We start from the raw sequence: 17,628 nt of genomic DNA, 5'->3' as shown, positions 1-17,628 counted from the left end.
TATGAAATTTATTGTTGAACGTGAGCAGCTGCTGAAGCCGCTGCAACAAGTAAGTGGCCCACTGGGTGGTCGACCGACGCTGCCAATCCTCGGCAACCTGCTGCTGCAGGTCACTGAAGGTTCGCTGTTGCTGACCGGTACCGATCTGGAAATGGAAATGGTCGCGCGCGTGGCGCTGACCCAGGCGCACGAACCGGGTGCCACCACCGTTCCGGCCCGGAAATTCCTGGATATCTGTCGCGGATTGCCGGATGGCGCAGAAATTACGCTGGCGCTGGAAGGCGATCGTATGCTGGTGCGTTCTGGCCGCAGCCGTTTTTCCCTGTCGACGCTGCCCGCCAGTGACTTCCCGAATCTGGACGACTGGCAGAGCGAGGTGGAATTTACCCTGCCACAGGCAACGCTGAAACGGCTGATCGAAGCGACCCAGTTCTCAATGGCGCATCAGGATGTGCGTTACTACCTCAACGGCATGATGTTTGAAACCGAAGGGGAAGAGCTGCGTACCGTGGCGACCGATGGTCACCGTCTGGCCGTCTGCTCGATGCCGATTGGTCAGGCGCTGCCGAGCCATTCTGTCATTGTGCCGCGCAAAGGGGTGATTGAGCTGCTGCGACTGCTGGATGGCGGCGAGACGCCGCTGCAGGTGCAGATTGGCGGCAGCAATATCCGGGCGCACGTCGGCGACTATATCTTTACCTCCAAGCTGGTGGATGGTCGTTTCCCTGATTATCGCCGCGTATTGCCGAAAAACCCGGACAAAGCGCTGGAAGCGGGCTGCGATCTGCTTAAGCAGGCCTTTGCGCGTGCTGCGATCCTCTCTAACGAGAAGTTCCGCGGTGTTCGCCTCTATATCACCGAAAATCAGCTGAAGATCACCGCAAATAACCCTGAACAGGAAGAAGCGGAAGAGATGCTGGATGTCAGCTACAACGGCACCGAACTGGAAATCGGCTTTAACGTCAGTTACGTGCTGGATGTGCTGAACGCGCTGAAGTGCGAAAACGTCCGTCTGCTGCTGACCGACTCCGTGTCGAGCGTGCAGATTGAGGATGTGGCGAGTCCCGCCGCAGCCTATGTCGTGATGCCCATGCGCCTGTAGGTGGTATCTGTCGGCCTGGCTTACTTCCTGTGTTGTGCCCCGGCAGTGTTCGTCATCCTCACGTACGTCAGTACGCGCCGGTGGCGGTGTGCTGGCGGGGCGCAACATCACGGCGACGCTGTCGACCTGGTGACGTCGATACCGGGCAAACCCTGCCCCGGCATCGACGTCCTGGAATGTGACAAGGCAAAGCTCATTTCATCCCGATCACTGCCCTTCACGCTGGACTGATTCATGGCTTTAACCCGCCTTCTTATCAAAGATTTTCGTAATATCGAGCAGGCTGACCTGCAGCTGGCGCCGGGCTTTAACTTTCTGGTTGGGGTCAACGGCAGCGGTAAAACCAGTGTGTTAGAAGCCATTCATACGCTGGGGCATGGCCGGTCGTTTCGCAGCCTGCAGGCGGGCCGCGTCATTCGTCACGACGAGGCGGCGTTCGTGCTGCACGGACGGCTGGAGAGCAAAGAGCGGGAGATTTCAGTCGGGCTGACCAAAAACCGCGCCGGTGACAGCAAGGTGCGCATTGACGGCAGCGATGGTCACAAGGTCGCGGAGCTGGCGCAGCTGCTGCCGATGCAGCTGATTACGCCGGAAGGCTTCAGTCTGCTCAATGGCGGCCCCAAATACCGCAGAGCCTATGTCGACTGGGGCTGTTTTCACAACACGCCCGGTTTTTTTAACGCCTGGAACAATCTGCGTCGTCTGCTCAAGCAGCGAAACGCCGCGCTGCGCCAGGTCTCACGCTACAGTCAGATCCGCCCCTGGGATCAGGAGCTGGTTCCGCTGGCGGAACAGATCAGCCAGTGGCGCGCAGAATACAGCGCGGCCATTTCGGCGGAGATCACCGCCACCTGCAGCCAGTTCCTGCCGGAATTTGAGCTGCGCTTCTCTTTCCAGCGCGGCTGGGATAAGGAGAGCGACTATGGCGAACTGCTGGAACGTAACTTCGAGCGCGATCGCGCGCTGACCTATACCGCCAGCGGCCCGCATAAGGCCGATTTCCGTATCCGGGCTGAAGGGACGCCGGTAGAAGATTTACTCTCACGCGGGCAGTTAAAACTGCTCATGTGTGCATTGCGTCTGGCACAGGGCGAGTTCCTGACAAGCCAGAGCGGACGCCGCTGTATTTACCTCATTGATGACTTTGCTTCTGAGCTGGATGAAAGCCGCCGACGCCTGCTGGCGGAGCGGTTAAAAGCCACCCGGGCTCAGGTCTTTGTCAGCGCCATTTCGGCCGGACATGTAATCGACATGAGCGACGAAAAGGGCAAGATGTTCCGCGTGGAACAGGGTAAAATAGCGGTTCAACCTGAAGATTAAAATGAGCGAGAAACGTTGATGTCGAATTCTTATGACTCCTCAAGTATTAAAGTCCTGAAAGGGCTTGATGCGGTACGCAAACGCCCGGGCATGTATATCGGCGATACCGATGACGGTACCGGTCTGCATCACATGGTATTCGAGGTCGTGGATAACGCAATCGACGAAGCGCTCGCTGGTCACTGTAGTGACATTGTGGTCACCATCCATGCGGATAACTCCGTTTCGGTGCAGGATGATGGACGCGGCATTCCTACCGGCATTCACGAAGAAGAGGGCGTTTCCGCCGCGGAAGTGATCATGACCGTGCTGCATGCGGGCGGTAAGTTCGACGACAACTCCTATAAAGTGTCCGGCGGCCTGCACGGCGTGGGTGTCTCCGTCGTTAACGCCCTGTCGCAGAAGCTGGAGCTGACTATCCGTCGCGAAGGCAAAGTGCACCAGCAGATCTACGTCCACGGCGTCCCTGAGGCCCCGCTGGCGATCACCGGTGATACCGATTTAACCGGTACCCGCGTGCGTTTCTGGCCAAGCTACGAAACCTTTACCAACGTCCGCGACTTCGAGTATGACATTCTGGCAAAACGCCTGCGTGAACTCTCGTTCCTGAACTCGGGCGTGTCGATCCGTCTGGAAGATAAGCGTGATGGCAAAAGCGATCACTTCCACTACGAAGGCGGCATCAAGGCGTTCGTTGAGTATCTCAACAAGAACAAAACCCCGATCCACCCGACCGTGTTCTATTTCTCTAACGAGAAAGATGGCATCGGCGTGGAAGTGGCGCTGCAGTGGAACGACGGCTTCCAGGAAAATATCTACTGCTTCACCAACAACATTCCACAGCGCGACGGCGGTACGCACCTGGCCGGTTTCCGTGCGGCGATGACCCGTACCCTGAATGCCTACATGGATAAAGAGGGATACAGCAAGAAAGCCAAAGTCAGCGCCACCGGCGACGACGCCCGTGAAGGTCTGATCGCCGTGGTTTCGGTGAAAGTGCCGGATCCGAAATTCTCCTCACAGACCAAAGATAAGCTGGTCTCGTCCGAGGTGAAATCGGCCGTTGAACAGCAGATGAACGAACTGCTGGCCGAATACCTGCTGGAAAATCCGGCAGACGCCAAGATTGTGGTCGGCAAAATCATCGACGCCGCCCGTGCCCGTGAAGCGGCGCGTCGCGCCCGTGAAATGACCCGCCGTAAGGGCGCGCTGGATCTGGCCGGTCTGCCAGGCAAGCTGGCGGATTGCCAGGAGCGCGACCCGGCGCTCTCTGAAATCTACCTGGTGGAGGGTGACTCCGCAGGCGGCTCGGCCAAACAGGGCCGTAACCGTAAGAACCAGGCGATTCTGCCGCTGAAAGGTAAGATCCTGAACGTCGAGAAAGCGCGTTTCGACAAGATGCTCGCGTCACAGGAAGTCGCTACGCTGATCACCGCACTGGGTTGCGGCATCGGTCGCGACGAGTACAACCCGGACAAGCTGCGCTATCACAGCATCATCATCATGACCGATGCCGACGTCGATGGTTCACACATCCGTACCCTGCTGCTGACCTTCTTCTATCGTCAGATGCCGGAGATCATCGAGCGTGGCCACGTCTATATCGCTCAGCCGCCGCTCTACAAAGTGAAGAAAGGCAAGCAGGAGCAGTACATCAAAGATGATGAGGCGATGGATCAGTATCAGATCGCTATCGCGCTGGATGGGGCGACGCTGCACACCAATGCCAGCGCGCCAGCCCTGGGCGGCGAGCCGCTGGAGTCGCTGGTGTCTGAATTCAACAGCACCCAGAAGATGATCAAGCGGATGGAACGCCGTTATCCGGTAGCGATGCTGCGTGCGCTGATTTATCACGACACGCTGGGCGATCTGGGCAACGAAGCGGAAGTCACCACCTGGCTGAACGGTCTGGTGAGCTATCTGACCGAGCGCGAAGCCCACGGCAGCACCTGGCTGGCCCAGGTGCGTGAAAACCGCGAACAGAACCTGTTTGAGCCGGTACTGCGCGTGCGTACTCACGGCGTGGATACCGACTATCCGCTGGACGCCGAGTTCATCCAGGGCCCGGAATACCGCAAAATCTGCGCTCTGGGCAGCAAACTGCGCGGTCTGCTGGAAGAAGATGCGTACATTGAGCGTGGCGAACGTCGTCAGCCGGTGGCGAGCTTCGAACAGGCGATCGAGTGGCTGGTTAAAGAGTCGCGTCGCGGTCTCTCCGTTCAGCGCTATAAAGGTCTGGGCGAGATGAACCCGGATCAGCTGTGGGAAACCACCATGGATCCCGACAGCCGCCGTATGCTGCGCGTCACCATTAAAGATGCGATCGGTGCCGACCAGCTCTTCACGACCCTGATGGGCGATGCGGTTGAACCGCGCCGCGCCTTCATCGAAGAGAATGCGCTGAAAGCGGCCAACATCGACATTTAACCGACAGCCCCTGTCGCACAGGCCATCACTTTGGTGATGGCCTTTTTTTTGTGCCATACGGGCGGAAACCCGGATGCGCCCGCCCCGCCGCCTGCGCGCTGCGATCCCGATCACGTTTTAACCTGGTCAGCTCCCTTACTCTTGCCTCTCTTTGCGCTCTTCCGGCGCACACTTCATAACAGGGAGTTACACCATGATTGTTTGCGATCGTCACGACTGGGACAGAGAACGTCACGCCTTTCATCCGGTCGTTGATCAGGCGATAAGCTGGATTGCCGGCACAGATTTCAGCCAGCTGGAAACCGGGAAATATGCGATCCTGCCCGACGACAAAATGTTCTGTCTGGTGCAGGAGATGATGACCGAACCGGCCAGCGCGCGCCGTGCGGAGTCGCACTTTAACTACATCGATATCCAGTATCTGCTGGCAGGCACCGAGAACATCGGGGTAGCCCGCGCCCACCCCGATCAACAGATCACCGAAGATTTTGCCCGGCAGCGCGACGTGGTGTTTTACCAGAAGACGCTGAACGAGTCGGTGATTACGCTGATGCCCGGCATGTTCGCCCTCTTCTTCCCGCACGACATTCACCGCCCCTGCTGCGCGCCTGGCGAACCGGCAACTATCCGAAAAGCGGTGATTAAAATCCATCGCGATCTCTTTACCGCCTGACCCTGGCGACCAGGGTGCCGTTCCCGCCTGCCATGAAACTGGTCAATGTGCGCTGAATCGCGCTAGCATTGAGTAAAACCCAGACGCAACGAGGACTCTATGGCTATTAAATTGATCGCTATCGACATGGATGGCACCCTGCTCAATCCGCAACATGAGATCACGCCAGGGGTGAAATCTGCCCTGGATCGCGCCCGTGAGAAGGGGGTGGCGATTGTGCTGACCACGGGCCGGCCGTTTGTCGGCATCCAGCGCTATCTGATGGAGCTGGATATGCAGGTGCCCGGCCAGTACGCGATCAGCAACAACGGTGCGCTGGTTCATCAGGCTGAAAATGGCGACTGCGTGGCGGAAGTGACCCTGACCTTTGACGACTATCTCTACGTTGAGAAGCTGGCGCGTGAACTTGGCGTCCATTTTCAGGCGTTCGATAAATCCCATCTCTACACCCCCAACAAAGACATCAGTGAATTCACCATCCACGAGGCGAGCCTGACCGGTATTCCGGTGCGCTATCGCGCCGTGGAGGAGATGGATCGGGCCATGCGCTTCCCGAAATTAATGATGATCGATCGACCTGCCCTGCTCGATGCGGCGATTGCCCGCCTGCCTGAACAGGCTAAGCAGACCTACACCATCCTGAAGAGCGCCCCCTATTACCTCGAAATCCTCGACCGTCGGGTGAACAAAGGTCAGGGCGTCAGAATGCTGGCAGAAAAACTCGGCCTGAAGCAGGAAGAGGTGATGGCGATTGGCGATCAGGAGAATGACCTGGCGATGATCGAGTACGCCGGAACGGGCGTCGCAATGGGCAATGCCATCGATTCGGTCAAACAGATCGCCCAGTTTATTACCCGAACCAATATGGAAGATGGCGTTGCGCATGCCATTGAAGAGCTGGTGCTGTAACGCCCCTGCGCTCTGCCGGGCCACGCGCGCCCGGCCTTTTTAATCCGGTAAAAAAGCTGCACCGCAAAACAGAATCGCGTAATTTGTCGGGCAACTCTTTCTCCGCGGGTTTCATCATGTCAGAAAAACAGATCACCTTTGCTGCCCGTCAGCACCAGCTCACCAATATCAATGTCTGGACAGCCGACAGCCAGTGGCTGGCCTTTGACGTGCGTCCCTCTGGCGCGTCATTTACCAGCCAGACCATCGAGCGCGTCAATGTGATGACCGGGGAGGTGGAGGTGCTCTATCGGGCGCAGCACGGAGCCCACGTCGGGGTGGTGACCGTCAGCCCGGATCTGCCGCCGCGCTACGTCTGCATTCACGGCCCCGAACATCCCGATGCCAGCTGGCAGTATGACTTCCACCACCGGCGTGGCGTCATCGTGCAGAACGGCGCGGCGATCAATCTGGATGCCTGCGATATCACGCCACCCTTCACGCCCGGCGCCTTGCGCGGCGGCTCGCATGTCCACGTCTTCAGCCCGGACGGTTCGCGCCTGAGCTTTACCTACAATGACCATGTGATGCATGAGCGGGACCGTCGTCTCGATCTGCGCAACGTTGGCATCGCCGTGCCGCTGCGCGCCGTGAGGCCCGAAAAACAGCATCCGCGCGAATATGACGGCAGCTATTTCTGCCTGCTGGTCAGCCAGACGCAGGCGGACCCGGAACCCGGCAGCGATCAGATTAACCGGGCCTATGAAGAGTGCTGGATCGGCGAACGGGGCTATCAGAAAGCGGATGGCAGCTGGCAGCGCTGGGCCATCGCCTTTATTGGCGACACGCTGACGGCGCAGGGCGAAAAGTGCCCTGAAATCTTTATTGTCGATCTGCCTGAGGCGCTGGAGGATTACGCCCGTCCCGGCGAGCAGCCGCTGGAGGGCAGCAGCCAGCAGTTGCCTGCGCCACCGGCCGGTGTTCAGCAGCGCCGTCTGACGCACAGCAGAGGCGTCGCGTTGCAGCCGCGCCACTGGCTGCGTTCTGCGCCCGATGGTCGCCAGATTGCGTTTCTGATGGCGGATGCCGGGCAGACTATTCAGCTCTGGACGGTGTCACCCCAGGGCGGCGAGCCGCGACAGATCACCCGTCTCAGCCACAGCATCCAGTCCGCTTTCAGCTGGCATCCAGACGGAGAGGCGATCGCCTTTATCTGTGATAACAGTGTCATGCGATGTGATGTGGAGAGCGGCGCGTGTCAGCGGCTGACACCCCGCACGGAGGATGCGCCGTCAGGGGACGCGGTGGTCTGGTCACCGGACGGCTGTCAGATTGCCTTTATGCGCGAGGTTGCGGGCTGGCGTCAGCTCTTTACGGTTGCGGCTGAGACGCCATAGCGGGCATCGGCTGCGCCTGCGCCAGGCTCTCCTGAGTGTGCGCCAGCCTTTCACTCTGCAGGATGCGTTCCCGCGGCGAGTCGAGCGTTTTATCTCTGTCGCTGCGATAGTAGTCCCACGGCAGCAGCAGCGTATCCAGCACGGCAGAGAAAGGCAGATCGATTAACGCCAGCGGCTTCAGCGCCCAGCTGGTCTGATCGTCAGTCAGCATACCGGCGCTGGCGCGGGTGCCCGGATAGTAGCCCTGACTGGCACCGGTGTGAGACATCATGCTGGAGCAGCCGGTTGTCGCCATTGTGCAGCAAATCATTCCAGCCAGAGGTAAGGTCTTCAACAATTTCATTATCATCATCCCTTCAGTCATGGCAGAAGCCTGGCTGAGTTGGCCTGCCAGACAACGTCAACACTCTGGGGCGAAGTCCGTTCGGGTCTGGCAAAAGTAATCCTGAGTGTATGTCATTTCCTCAGATTGGCGAAAAAAATTGCGTTTTGCCCTCTTGAAAATCCCCTTCTGATACCCATTTTTAGTGTACGGACGCACTCATCGTTGCCGTAAGGGAGGATGAGGTGCCGTATCCAGCCTGTCCAATAGTGGAAGGTTGCCAAAACTTGCTGAATTTCAGGAGTCTTAATATGCGTAATTTTGATCTCACCCCACTTTATCGCTCTGCTATCGGTTTTGATCGCCTGTTTAACCTGCTCGAATCTAACCAGAATCAGAGCAACGGCGGCTATCCTCCTTATAACGTAGAACTGGTCGATGAAAACCACTATCGCATCACGATTGCGGTGGCCGGTTTTTCTCAGAGCGAACTGGATATCACGGCGCACGATAACGTGCTGACGGTGCGGGGTGCTCATCCTGAAGAGCAGGCCGAGCGCAAATACCTGTATCAGGGCATTGCCGAACGCAACTTCGAGCGCAAATTCCAGCTCGCCGACCACATCGTGGTCCGCGACGCCCGTCTCGAAAATGGTCTGCTGAGCATCGACCTTGAACGTCTGGTGCCGGAAGAGGCGAAACCACGCCGTATTGAGATTCTGAAGTAATCGTGTGAGTCAGAGAGCACGATGAAAAACGCCGCGTTAGCGGCGTTTTTTTTATGTCAGCGGGCGCGGGGCCTGTACGCCATGCCCCAGAGGGTTGACGCCGCGGCGATAGTTAACTGGCTACTGCGTTCGCATCGCCAGACGCTGCCCCAGCACGCCACCAAACACGTTGATCAGCAGCCCCAGAATAATCACCAGCGCCCCCAGCATCTGCTGCCCGGAGAGGTGCTCATCCAGCACCAGCGCCGCGGTAACGATCCCCACCACCGGCACCAGTAGCGACAGCGGCGCAACGCGCCAGGTTTCGTAGCGACTCAGTAGGTTTCCCCAGATGGCGTAGCCCACCACGGTCGCAATAAACGCCAGATAGCAGAGCGCCAGCACGGTCTGCAGGTCGATATGCAGCAGGCTATCCACGATCGCGGCCTGACCATCAAACAGCAGCGAGCAGGCAAAGAAAGGCAGGATCGGCACCAGCGCGCTCCAGACCACCAGCGACATGATCGGCACGCTGCGGTTCCGCATAATGATCTTATTGGTGATGTTGCCCAGCCCCCAGGAGAGCGCCGCCGACAGCGTCAGCATCATCGTGGTCAGCGTAATCCCGGCGCTGACCCGCCCGGCCATTCCCGACGTTGCCAGCATAAACATCCCCAGCGTGGCGATGATAATGCCGGTGATGTGATTCCAGCGCAGTTTCTCCGCCAGCAGCAGCGCCCCCAGCAGCAGCGTAAAAAAGGCCTGCGCCTGCAGCACCAGCGAGGCCAGCCCGGCGGGCATACCGAGCTGAATCGCCAGAAACAGAAAGGCAAACTGACCAAAACTGATGGTCATCCCGTAAACCACCAGCCAGCGCAGCGGGATCGGCGGACGGCGCACAAAGAAAATGGCGGGAAACGCGACCAGAGTGAAACGCAATCCGGCCAGCAGGAAAGGTGGCATGCCCTGCAGCCCCAGTTTGATCACCACAAAATTTACGCCCCATGCCACCACGACGCACAACGCTAACAACATATCTTTAACCGACATCAGAAACTCCTTGTTCCGCCCTCAGGCAGTAATCGCGATCGGGGTGGCGATATCAGCGCAGCACGCCTCCCCCACGATGCGAAAATAGTCATCCACCGCCAGCGCGATCGATCTCTCCAGCTCGCCCGCGTTAAACCACAGCGTGCCGGCCTGCTGCAGCCGCGTATCCACCCGCAGCGCCAGCCGGTCATCAAAACTAAAGGGCGGCACCGCCCCCATCACACAGCCGGTCAGCGCCTGCGCCTCTGCCGGATCGGCAAAAGAGGATTTTTTACCGCCGATGGCGCGCGCCGCGCTTTTAAAATTGATCCGGCAGTCGCCCGGCACAATCGCCAGCAACGGACGCGATGGCGCACCGTCGGGCATCACGACCTCCAGCACCATCGCCTTGGCCGCCTGGCTCAGCGCATTGCCGCGTATCGCGCTGATCTGGTCGGTCTGCCCGACCGCCGCATGTTCTACCACCCGGTAGCTGGCCTGATGCTGATCCAGCAGCGCAGTAATTTTTTCAAACGTCGTCATTCCCTTCTCCTCTTCTGGCACAGCCCGGCTTAGCTCCAGGCGATAGCGTGTTTCATCTTTTTGTCGGTCAGCCCGAAAAAGAACCCCATCGTGATGCGGGTGTCCCCGTCGACCCGATCGATCTCATGATAAAAAGCGGGATTAAACAGATAAATATCGCCACTGCGCGGCGAAAATTCGCAAATTTCGCTGTTTTCGATCACCCCGCGGCGATACCCCAGCTCACCGGCCGTCTTGAACTGCTCATCCTCCGGCGCCCACTTTTTGTTGAAGATGCGCAGCGCTCCGCCCGCACTGCATTCCTGCAGGCAGACCACGCAGCTGAGCTGATGCAGGATGTTCGTCACCGCCAGCGAGGTGGCGGCCGCATCGCGCACGATATTGTCGTTATGCAGCGGGTTCGCGACGCCATCGGCGTGAAAACGGACGATAGAACCGGCGTAGTCACCTTTCCCCGGCTCATGGGCGACGCGCAGGCTTTCCAGCCGCAGCGCATGCTCAACCCAGCGGTAGATCTGCTCACGCAGCGTCTCCAGCGAGGCGGGCAGTGACGGCTGGATATCGCGCAGTTCGGTAAAGTAGTTATCGGGGGCGGCGGTGTGGCGTGCCAGAAAGGGGCCAAGCGTGGTCAGCGCGCCGTTGGGATAGTGGGAAACCCGGATCTTCTCCCGGCACTGCTGCAGGTCAGCCACCACCGCCTCACGCACCGCAGGGGTCAGAAAATTGCGCAGCACCAGCAGCGGCACCCTGGCGGTCACGATGTCATCCAGCCAGGTCGATTCCACAAACATGTTGGGATTAATCACGCGGAACTGATTGAAAATTGCCATCTTTATCACTCCCTAAACGGTATCTCATAGAGTTCATGATTGTTCATTCGCCGCCAGTTACCGGCGCTGCCAGGTATCACTACGGGTTCAGAGGCGATCAGCGTGCAATCCTCCTGCTGCTGAAAGTGCATCGTAAAATAGTCGGGCCAGGGCGTGTCGTGCGGATACCACTGCCACGCCCAGGCTTTGTCGCGGGTAACGAAAATGGCATTGCCCGCGCTGCCGCCCGGCTCAACCTGCGCCATTTTTGCGCGCAGATAGTCGCGGGTGAAATCGGCGGGCGTGATCGCGTCCACCAGATAATGCAGATACTCTTCTGAATCGAAGCGCGACGCCGCCAGGCCGAGGTGGCGATAGATCGTCGGCAGAAAACCGTTATGCATCATGTACCACTGATGTCCGCCGCTGTTGCGCCACAGCGGATGAGAAAACGCCATTCCCTGATTTTTACTCAGCGTGGCGTGGCGGACATGCACCGCCAGAAACCGGCTGCGCAGGCGATCCACATCAATCCCCGGCAGCGCGTCGGCGAACGGGCCGGTGCCGTGCAGGGTGCGGATCTCCCCCGCGTCGAGCCACAGACAGCCCCAGCCGTTGGGGTGCGACTTTATCGGGCCATCGTGATCGGCACTTTCGCCACAGCTCATGGCGCGCGCTGCCTCCAGAATCTGCGCGCTGTCGAACCGGCCGTGCGCCATAATCATCCTGCACATACTTTGTCTCTCCCTGCGCTGACGGGCTGAGCGTCAACGATCTGCTGAAACGTGGTCATAATGGGTTCCCGCGAGGTTGCGGAGAGGCTGAACGTTGCCAGAATGCCCGCATGGCGGGTCAGATCGGCATAGAGCGATGAACGGGGCGAAACCTGCAACGCAGGCAATCTGAGGACGGGCAGCAGCGCGCCCTGCTGATGGTCGTCGATCCAGCGTTCGGCCGCCTGCAGCTGCGCCGGTTGCCGTAACCGCAGCTGACCGACCGCGCCGGAGCCGGCAAACGCAAAGCGGGGCAACGTGCCGCCCGCCTCCAGCCGGAAAGCGATCTCCGCCCAGTTGACGCCCGTCACCGCCTGCACCAGCGCGGCCACCCCCATGCCAGAGAGCCGGAACCCCATCTCCAGAAAATGGGGTACGCCGTTGACCACGATAAAATCGATGTGAAACGCGCCCTGACGGTAGCCAAAGGTTTCACAGCAGAAGCGCATCAGGCTGATGAACGACGCAGGCAGGGCCGTCGCCGCCATCGCCACATGCCCCGACTCGCAGAAGCTGACGCAGCCCTCCGCATCCCGCGGCTGTTCAATCACTTTCTGACAGCAGGTCAGCGCCTGAGGCGCGCCCTGATGCACCACGCCCTGCAGCGAAAATTCCGTGCCCGTCAGCGCGCTTTCCACGATAAAGCCGCTGAAGCCGCGCCCGCCGTAGTTCATGGTCTGCACCAGCTTCTGCACCACGCTGTGCAGCTGGCCCGCGTGCTCGACCAGCCAGATACCCAGCCCGCCGCCGCCATCCACCGGTTTCACCACGCAGGGATAGATCAGCGCCTGCCCGGCCTCCAGAATGCTGAGCGGCGAGGCGAAAAAGCGGAACTCCGGCTGCGGAAAGCGCGGCCAGGCTTTTTTCAGCGCCATGCGCTGCGCATATTTATCCAGCGGGATAAAGGCGGCGGGCGCGTCCGGCCCGGCCAGCATCTCACGCAGCCGTCCGGCACTGGTGTTATAGGCTTCAAAGCCCGCCAGCACCACCGTCGGATGCACCAGTAAACCGGCGTGCAGACAGGCCTGCATCACCTCCCACGGGTTTTCAGGGCGGTCGAGGCGAATGATCAGATCAAACGGCAGCGCCAGGCTAATCGACTGGTAATCAATAAAGTCGCCCATCTCCGCCAGCACGGTAACGTACCCGTCGCGCTTCGCCACCGCACACCAGGGGTTAAGTCCGTCGCGGGTGGCGCCAATTTGCAGGAAAATCTTCTTCATCGCCTTGCCTTACCGGGTTAACGCCCGGAAATGATTTCCGTCACGATGTCGTTCAGCACACCGTTACTGACCTGAATCACCGCCTTGTGGGGATCAAAGCGCAGGACGCGCGACAGCGGATCGTCACTTTTTCCCTCCAGCAGCGAGTTGACCGGCCTGCTCTGCCAGCAGTGCCGCATCTGCGACAGCGTCATGCCGGAGCGCTGCATCAGCTGCCGGGCCAGCGCCAGATCGTCGCTGCGCTGATCGAGCAGGTCGCGGATAGCCGCCTCATCGAGCGGAATCTGCTGCTGCGCCAGCCACTGACCGAGCTGCGCGCCCTGTCCCAGGAAGGGGGAGTAGATCAGGCAGATCAGCTGTTCGTCGCGCAGATCAAACGCCTCCCGCGCAAACGCGCTAGCGCGCTGCCGCTGCCGCTGGATGGCGGCCTCATCCTGATAGCGCGCCGCCATCTCGTCGATGAGCACGGGTGGAAACTCTTTCTTCACCATCAGCGCCAGCGCAAAACGCACATATTCCCGGATCCCTTCACCATAGCTGCGCTGCAGCAGCGTTTCGGCCCGCAGACCGCGCAGGTGCGCCATCAGCGTCGGATTACCGCAGTCGGATTCAGAAAAACTGAACATCAGCGCATCAAACCGGAAGCCCATAAAATCGCTGAGCAGCGCCCAGTGCGCGCCCGCCTCATAGGCGGTGTCCTGATAGATATTGAAAAACAGCGGATCGCGCGCCAGCTGATGGGTAATGCGGTGCGCAGGCGTCAGCTGATCGGCACCATACACCTCGCTGAAGTAGCGGCCGGCCACGCCGTCCAGCGTCTGCAGAAACCCGCTGAAGCCCCGGCTTTTGTCCGCCACCGGCGCATCAAACAGGCGTGAAAGATGGCGCGCCCAGGCCAGATAGGCGGCCTGCTCCTGCGGCGAGTCACCGGTGATAATCAGATCCACGCCGCCGTTGTAGTCCGCCGCCAGGCCAAAGGAGTTCACCATGCTGAGGTTGCAGGCGTTGCAGAAGGTCGAGCGGGCATCGGCACGAAACCGGTGGCCATTCATCAGCACATCGTTGCGATTCTGCTGCCGCACGCTCTCCGGCATCGGCAGGTCCCGGCTGAAAGGCCGGATCAGCAGGCCATCCACCACCAGACACTCCACCCGCTCATCGTCGTGCATGGCCAGCGCCTGATAAACGCGGTCGATATTCTCCATCACGCTCTGATTCATCCCCGCATGGCGGTTGGTGCTGACCCGCAGCGAGAAGGTGCGGCCCTGCTGCTGCCAGATCAGCCCCTGGATGTAACGCACCCAGGCCACCATATAGCTGCTGTCTTTTCCCCCGCCATAGGCGAGTAGCACCCGGTTCTCCTCAGGCTGCCGCGTCCGGGGTAACACCGCCAGCAGACGGGCCGCACAACGCTGCGCCGACGCAATAATGGCGGGTGACAGATACGTCTCAATCTCTTTCATCATGGCGGGCAGATTATTCATTTCTCACATTTCCTTCAGGTGAACGGCACCACGCGGTGGCCTGAACCCGGCACCGCCGGGCTGTTTAGCGTCATGAATAATTAAGAGATGCAGCCTAAAGTACTTTGAATGTACTCTGTTGAATATGCACAGATCAGCGCGATATGGGGTGGAACAGATGGCCGATGTTGTCGGTGAGCAGGAGAGTCAGCGCAGTCGTTACCGCCAGATAGCCGAACAGATCAAGCAGGCCATTCATGCCGGTTCGCTGGCGCCCGACAGCCGTCTGCCGTCGGTGCGCACGCTGGCGACCCAGTACAATGTCAGCCTGACCACGGCGCTGAAAACCCTGCGCACGCTGGAGGATGAACGCTACGCCGTTGCCCGCCCGAAATCGGGCTTTTTCGTTGCGCCGGAGCGGCCCCTGGCGCGCCAGCTGCCGGCCGTCAGCGAACAGCCGCGCGCCATCGCCCCGCTCGATGAGCAGACCGAACTGCACCTGGCGATGCTCGGCTCAGACTGCCGGGTGCGGCTCGACCTGGCTAACGGCGACAGCGCGCTCTATCCGGTCAGGCGCCTCGGCCTGCTGATGCGTCAGATGGGCTACAGCAAACCGGCCCTGCTCGGCAATACGGTCAAGGGCACCGGCTATGCGCCGCTGAAAACGGAAATTGCCCGCCGCGCGGTCGATTACGGCTGCAATATCAGCGCCGACGATATCCTGATCACCAACGGCTGCATTGAGGCAATCTCCCTGTCGCTGCGGGCCACCACCCAGCCGGGAGATGTGGTGGCGGTGGAGTCACCCTGCTATTTCGTGCTGCTGCAGATGCTGCATAACCTCAATCTGCGGGTGATCGAGGTGGAAGCCGGCCCGGAGGGATATATCAATGTCGCGAAGCTGACCGGGCTGTTTCAGCGCCGGGCGGTGCGGGTCTTTCTTACCCTCTGTAACGTCAACAACCCGCTGGGCAAGAGCATTCCCAACGAGCAGAAAGCCTATATTGCCCGCCAGGCCGATGAAAACGATGTGGTGATCATTGAGGATGATATCTTCGGCGATACCGCCTTTGGCGAGCGGCGTCCCTTTCCGATGCGCGCCTTCAGCCCCAACGCCATTCTCTGCAGCGGCTTCTCGAAAACCGTGGCGCCCGGCATCCGTATCGGCTGGGTTCACAGCGTCAACTACATGCGTAAAATCGCCTCGCTGAAATATACCTCGACCATGGGCACCTCGGTGCTGTCGCAGGCGGCGGTGGCGGAGCTGCTGCGCAGCGGCGGCTATGACGCTCACCTGCGCAAGCTGCGGCGCGAGCTGGCGCGGCAGATCCATGAAATGCGCCAGTCGGTGCTGCGGGAGTTTCCGGCGGGAACCCGGGTGTCCGATCCGGAAGGGGGATACGTGCTGTGGGTGGAGATGCCCCGGCAGGCGCTGAACGTCCGCGAGCTGTTTCTGAAAGCGCGCAACGCGGGGATCGGCATTGCGCCGGGACACATTTTCGCCACCGACCCGCGTTACGATCACTGCTTCCGGCTCAATGCCGGGTTCGGCTGGAACCGGGAGGTGGAACAGGCGATTCAGCAGCTGGCACAGTGGTGCCAGCTGTCGTTAAGCACGCCGCTGGATTAGCTGTCGCGCCAGGCGATTTCGACCTCTTCCGCCAGAATCTGCACCGCCCGCTCAATGTTCTCCGCGTCCGGCACATAATTCATCCGCATACACTGATGGGTGTGCGGCCACGCCTGCTCCAGGCCGGGGAAGAAGAAGTGGCCCGGCACCATCAGCACGCCACGCGCCTTAAGGCGCTGATAAAGCAGTTCTGTCGTGATCGGCAGATCGCGGAACCAGAGCCAGAGGAAAATCGCCCCTTCCGGCTTGTGGATCAGGCAGCGATCTTCCGGCAGATAGCGTCGCAGGATTGCAAGGGTCTGCTGCACCTTCTGCTGATAAAACGGCTTAATCACCTCTTCAGAGAGACGCAGCAGATCGCCGCGACCGATCATCTCGTGGGCGATAGCCGGGCCGATACTGCCTGGCGCCAGGCTGATGATGCCGTTCATGTTACTCAGCGCCGAGATGGTCTTCTCGTCAGCGATGATGATGCCGCAGCGCGCGCCCGGCAGGCCGAGTTTTGACAGGCTCATGCAGAGGATGATATTGGGATTCCACAGCGGACGGACCTCGCTGAAGATAATGCCGGGGAACGGCACGCCGTAGGCGTTGTCGATCAGCAGCGGCACATCATGCTGCTGCGCCAGCGCATCGAGCTGCATCAGCTCATCGTCAGTGATGACGTTGCCGGTGGGGTTCGTGGGACGCGAGACGCAGATCAGCCCGACCTCATCGTTCATCGGCAGATGTTCGAAATCGACATGATATTTAAACTGCCCTTCCGGCAGCAGCTCAATGTTCGGCTTCGCCGAGACAAACAGCCCCTCTTCCAGACCGGCATCCGCATAGCCCAGATATTCCGGCGCCAGCGGGAACAGCACCCGCTTTTTGCTGCCATCGGCCCGGCGACCGGCAAACAGATTAAACAGATAGAAGAAGGCGCTCTGGCTGCCGTTGGTCAGGGCGATGTTCTGCGCAGTGATCGGCCAGCCAAGCTGCTCGCTCAGCAGTGCTGCCAGCGACGCCAGCAGCGTCGCCTTACCACGCGGGCCGTCATAGTTACAGAGCGCCTCGCTGAGTTTGCCTTCCTCATGCATCTGCAGCAGCAGCTGCTGAAAGTAGTCGTTCATGGCCGGGATCTGCGCCGGATTACCGCCGCCCAGCATGATAGTGTCAGGCGTACGCAGGCCCGCGCCCATATCTTCCATCAGACGTGAGATGCCGGAATGTTGAGTAAATTTGTCGCCGAACTGAGAAAAGGACATAGCGGTTAAATATTTGTGATAGCGAATCGGGGGTCCACCATAACGCCCGCCATCGGCGGGCGCAATGGAAAGGCG

The 17,628-nt window shown here is 59.8% G+C and carries 16 protein-coding genes; 8 read left to right on the top strand and 8 right to left on the bottom strand.

The annotated features are described in order from the left end of the window. Window position 1 precedes the first annotated feature (1 nt). The 6 genes from dnaN to AB1748_RS02205 all read left to right on the top strand — a co-directional run bounded on the left by dnaN (window position 2) and on the right by AB1748_RS02205 (window position 7,807). Window positions 2-1,102 carry a DNA polymerase III subunit beta gene (dnaN, locus tag AB1748_RS02230; protein ID WP_111141694.1) on the top strand — a complete coding sequence of 367 codons (1,101 nt, stop codon included), beginning with the start codon at window positions 2-4 and terminating at the stop codon, window positions 1,100-1,102. Between the two features lie 234 nt (window positions 1,103-1,336). Continuing rightward, the gene (gene recF / locus AB1748_RS02225) at window positions 1,337-2,422 is read left to right on the top strand and encodes a DNA replication/repair protein RecF (protein WP_111141692.1); all 1,086 of its coding nucleotides are present in this window, start codon (window positions 1,337-1,339) and stop codon (window positions 2,420-2,422) included. An 18-nt stretch (window positions 2,423-2,440) separates the two neighbouring features. After that, the gene (gene gyrB / locus AB1748_RS02220) at window positions 2,441-4,849 is read left to right on the top strand and encodes a DNA topoisomerase (ATP-hydrolyzing) subunit B (RefSeq protein ID WP_111141690.1); all 2,409 of its coding nucleotides are present in this window, start codon (window positions 2,441-2,443) and stop codon (window positions 4,847-4,849) included. A gap of 193 nt (window positions 4,850-5,042) precedes the next feature. Beyond that, window positions 5,043-5,522, top strand: coding sequence for a YhcH/YjgK/YiaL family protein (locus AB1748_RS02215; protein WP_128086289.1), 480 nt, complete (start codon window positions 5,043-5,045; stop codon window positions 5,520-5,522). 99 nt (window positions 5,523-5,621) lie between these two features. Next, on the top strand, window positions 5,622-6,431 hold the full coding sequence (gene yidA, locus AB1748_RS02210; protein WP_367395952.1) for a sugar-phosphatase: 810 nt from the start codon (window positions 5,622-5,624) through the stop codon (window positions 6,429-6,431). 116 nt (window positions 6,432-6,547) lie between these two features. Further along, window positions 6,548-7,807, top strand: a complete 1,260-nt coding sequence (locus tag AB1748_RS02205) for a DUF3748 domain-containing protein (protein WP_111141089.1) — start codon at window positions 6,548-6,550, stop codon at window positions 7,805-7,807. On the opposite strand, the gene AB1748_RS02200 is transcribed toward AB1748_RS02205, so the two are convergent. Then, window positions 7,782-8,150: a YceK/YidQ family lipoprotein gene (locus AB1748_RS02200; RefSeq protein WP_293773496.1), complete on the bottom strand. Its 369-nt coding sequence runs from the start codon at window positions 8,148-8,150 to the stop codon at window positions 7,782-7,784. The genes AB1748_RS02205 and AB1748_RS02200 overlap by 26 nt on opposite strands. 290 nt (window positions 8,151-8,440) lie before the next feature. Between AB1748_RS02200 and ibpA the strand changes: the two genes are divergently transcribed. Continuing rightward, complete coding sequence (gene ibpA, locus AB1748_RS02195) at window positions 8,441-8,857, top strand: small heat shock chaperone IbpA (protein WP_009088277.1); 417 nt, start codon at window positions 8,441-8,443, stop codon at window positions 8,855-8,857. Window positions 8,858-8,977: 120 nt separating this feature from the next. On the opposite strand, the gene AB1748_RS02190 is transcribed toward ibpA, so the two are convergent. The 6 genes from AB1748_RS02190 to AB1748_RS02165 are packed head-to-tail and all read right to left on the bottom strand — an operon-like array spanning window position 8,978 to window position 14,697. Further along, the gene (locus AB1748_RS02190; RefSeq protein WP_111141051.1) at window positions 8,978-9,886 is read right to left on the bottom strand and encodes an EamA family transporter; all 909 of its coding nucleotides are present in this window, start codon (window positions 9,884-9,886) and stop codon (window positions 8,978-8,980) included. 21 nt (window positions 9,887-9,907) lie between these two features. After that, window positions 9,908-10,408, bottom strand: a complete 501-nt coding sequence (locus tag AB1748_RS02185; protein ID WP_111141053.1) for a YbaK/EbsC family protein — start codon at window positions 10,406-10,408, stop codon at window positions 9,908-9,910. A 29-nt stretch (window positions 10,409-10,437) separates the two neighbouring features. Further along, window positions 10,438-11,238, bottom strand: coding sequence for a hypothetical protein (locus tag AB1748_RS02180; protein ID WP_288477292.1), 801 nt, complete (start codon window positions 11,236-11,238; stop codon window positions 10,438-10,440). Window positions 11,239-11,243: 5 nt separating this feature from the next. After that, window positions 11,244-11,951 (bottom strand): class II glutamine amidotransferase, encoded by a 708-nt coding sequence (locus AB1748_RS02175; protein ID WP_128086284.1) that lies wholly within the window; start codon window positions 11,949-11,951, stop codon window positions 11,244-11,246. Beyond that, complete coding sequence (locus tag AB1748_RS02170) at window positions 11,939-13,213, bottom strand: acetyl-CoA carboxylase biotin carboxylase subunit family protein (RefSeq protein ID WP_367395951.1); 1,275 nt, start codon at window positions 13,211-13,213, stop codon at window positions 11,939-11,941. The genes AB1748_RS02175 and AB1748_RS02170 overlap by 13 nt, the downstream gene beginning before the upstream one ends. A 17-nt stretch (window positions 13,214-13,230) precedes the next feature. Continuing rightward, window positions 13,231-14,697, bottom strand: coding sequence for a hypothetical protein (locus tag AB1748_RS02165; RefSeq protein WP_367395950.1), 1,467 nt, complete (start codon window positions 14,695-14,697; stop codon window positions 13,231-13,233). Between the two features lie 157 nt (window positions 14,698-14,854). Here AB1748_RS02165 and AB1748_RS02160 point away from each other — a divergent pair, with 157 nt between their 5' ends. Beyond that, window positions 14,855-16,306, top strand: a complete 1,452-nt coding sequence (locus AB1748_RS02160) for a PLP-dependent aminotransferase family protein (protein ID WP_111141061.1) — start codon at window positions 14,855-14,857, stop codon at window positions 16,304-16,306. Here the strand turns inward: AB1748_RS02160 and AB1748_RS02155 are convergent. Beyond that, window positions 16,303-17,553, bottom strand: coding sequence for a valine--pyruvate transaminase (locus AB1748_RS02155; protein ID WP_367395949.1), 1,251 nt, complete (start codon window positions 17,551-17,553; stop codon window positions 16,303-16,305). The genes AB1748_RS02160 and AB1748_RS02155 overlap by 4 nt on opposite strands. Between the last annotated feature and the right edge of the window lie 75 nt (window positions 17,554-17,628).

The sequence above is a fragment of the Pantoea sp. Ep11b genome, assembly GCF_040783975.1.
Taxonomy (GTDB): Bacteria; Pseudomonadota; Gammaproteobacteria; order Enterobacterales; family Enterobacteriaceae; genus Pantoea.
Note: the sequence above shows the minus strand (reverse complement) of the source record. Positions and strands in the feature narration are given on the sequence as shown.

Excerpts from the sequence above, each read along its gene's own strand:
- dnaN (WP_111141694.1), top strand. The coding sequence starts at position 2 with ATGAAATTTATTGTTGAACGTGAGCAGCTGCTGAAGCCGCTGCAACAA.
- recF (WP_111141692.1), top strand. The coding sequence starts at position 1,337 with ATGGCTTTAACCCGCCTTCTTATCAAAGATTTTCGTAATATCGAGCAG.
- gyrB (WP_111141690.1), top strand. The coding sequence starts at position 2,441 with ATGTCGAATTCTTATGACTCCTCAAGTATTAAAGTCCTGAAAGGGCTT.
- AB1748_RS02215 (WP_128086289.1), top strand. The coding sequence starts at position 5,043 with ATGATTGTTTGCGATCGTCACGACTGGGACAGAGAACGTCACGCCTTT.
- yidA (WP_367395952.1), top strand. The coding sequence starts at position 5,622 with ATGGCTATTAAATTGATCGCTATCGACATGGATGGCACCCTGCTCAAT.
- AB1748_RS02205 (WP_111141089.1), top strand. The coding sequence starts at position 6,548 with ATGTCAGAAAAACAGATCACCTTTGCTGCCCGTCAGCACCAGCTCACC.
- AB1748_RS02200 (WP_293773496.1), bottom strand. The coding sequence starts at position 8,150 with ATGAAATTGTTGAAGACCTTACCTCTGGCTGGAATGATTTGCTGCACA.
- ibpA (WP_009088277.1), top strand. The coding sequence starts at position 8,441 with ATGCGTAATTTTGATCTCACCCCACTTTATCGCTCTGCTATCGGTTTT.
- AB1748_RS02190 (WP_111141051.1), bottom strand. The coding sequence starts at position 9,886 with ATGTCGGTTAAAGATATGTTGTTAGCGTTGTGCGTCGTGGTGGCATGG.
- AB1748_RS02185 (WP_111141053.1), bottom strand. The coding sequence starts at position 10,408 with ATGACGACGTTTGAAAAAATTACTGCGCTGCTGGATCAGCATCAGGCC.
- AB1748_RS02180 (WP_288477292.1), bottom strand. The coding sequence starts at position 11,238 with ATGGCAATTTTCAATCAGTTCCGCGTGATTAATCCCAACATGTTTGTG.
- AB1748_RS02175 (WP_128086284.1), bottom strand. The coding sequence starts at position 11,951 with ATGTGCAGGATGATTATGGCGCACGGCCGGTTCGACAGCGCGCAGATT.
- AB1748_RS02170 (WP_367395951.1), bottom strand. The coding sequence starts at position 13,213 with ATGAAGAAGATTTTCCTGCAAATTGGCGCCACCCGCGACGGACTTAAC.
- AB1748_RS02165 (WP_367395950.1), bottom strand. The coding sequence starts at position 14,697 with ATGAATAATCTGCCCGCCATGATGAAAGAGATTGAGACGTATCTGTCA.
- AB1748_RS02160 (WP_111141061.1), top strand. The coding sequence starts at position 14,855 with ATGGCCGATGTTGTCGGTGAGCAGGAGAGTCAGCGCAGTCGTTACCGC.
- AB1748_RS02155 (WP_367395949.1), bottom strand. The coding sequence starts at position 17,553 with ATGTCCTTTTCTCAGTTCGGCGACAAATTTACTCAACATTCCGGCATC.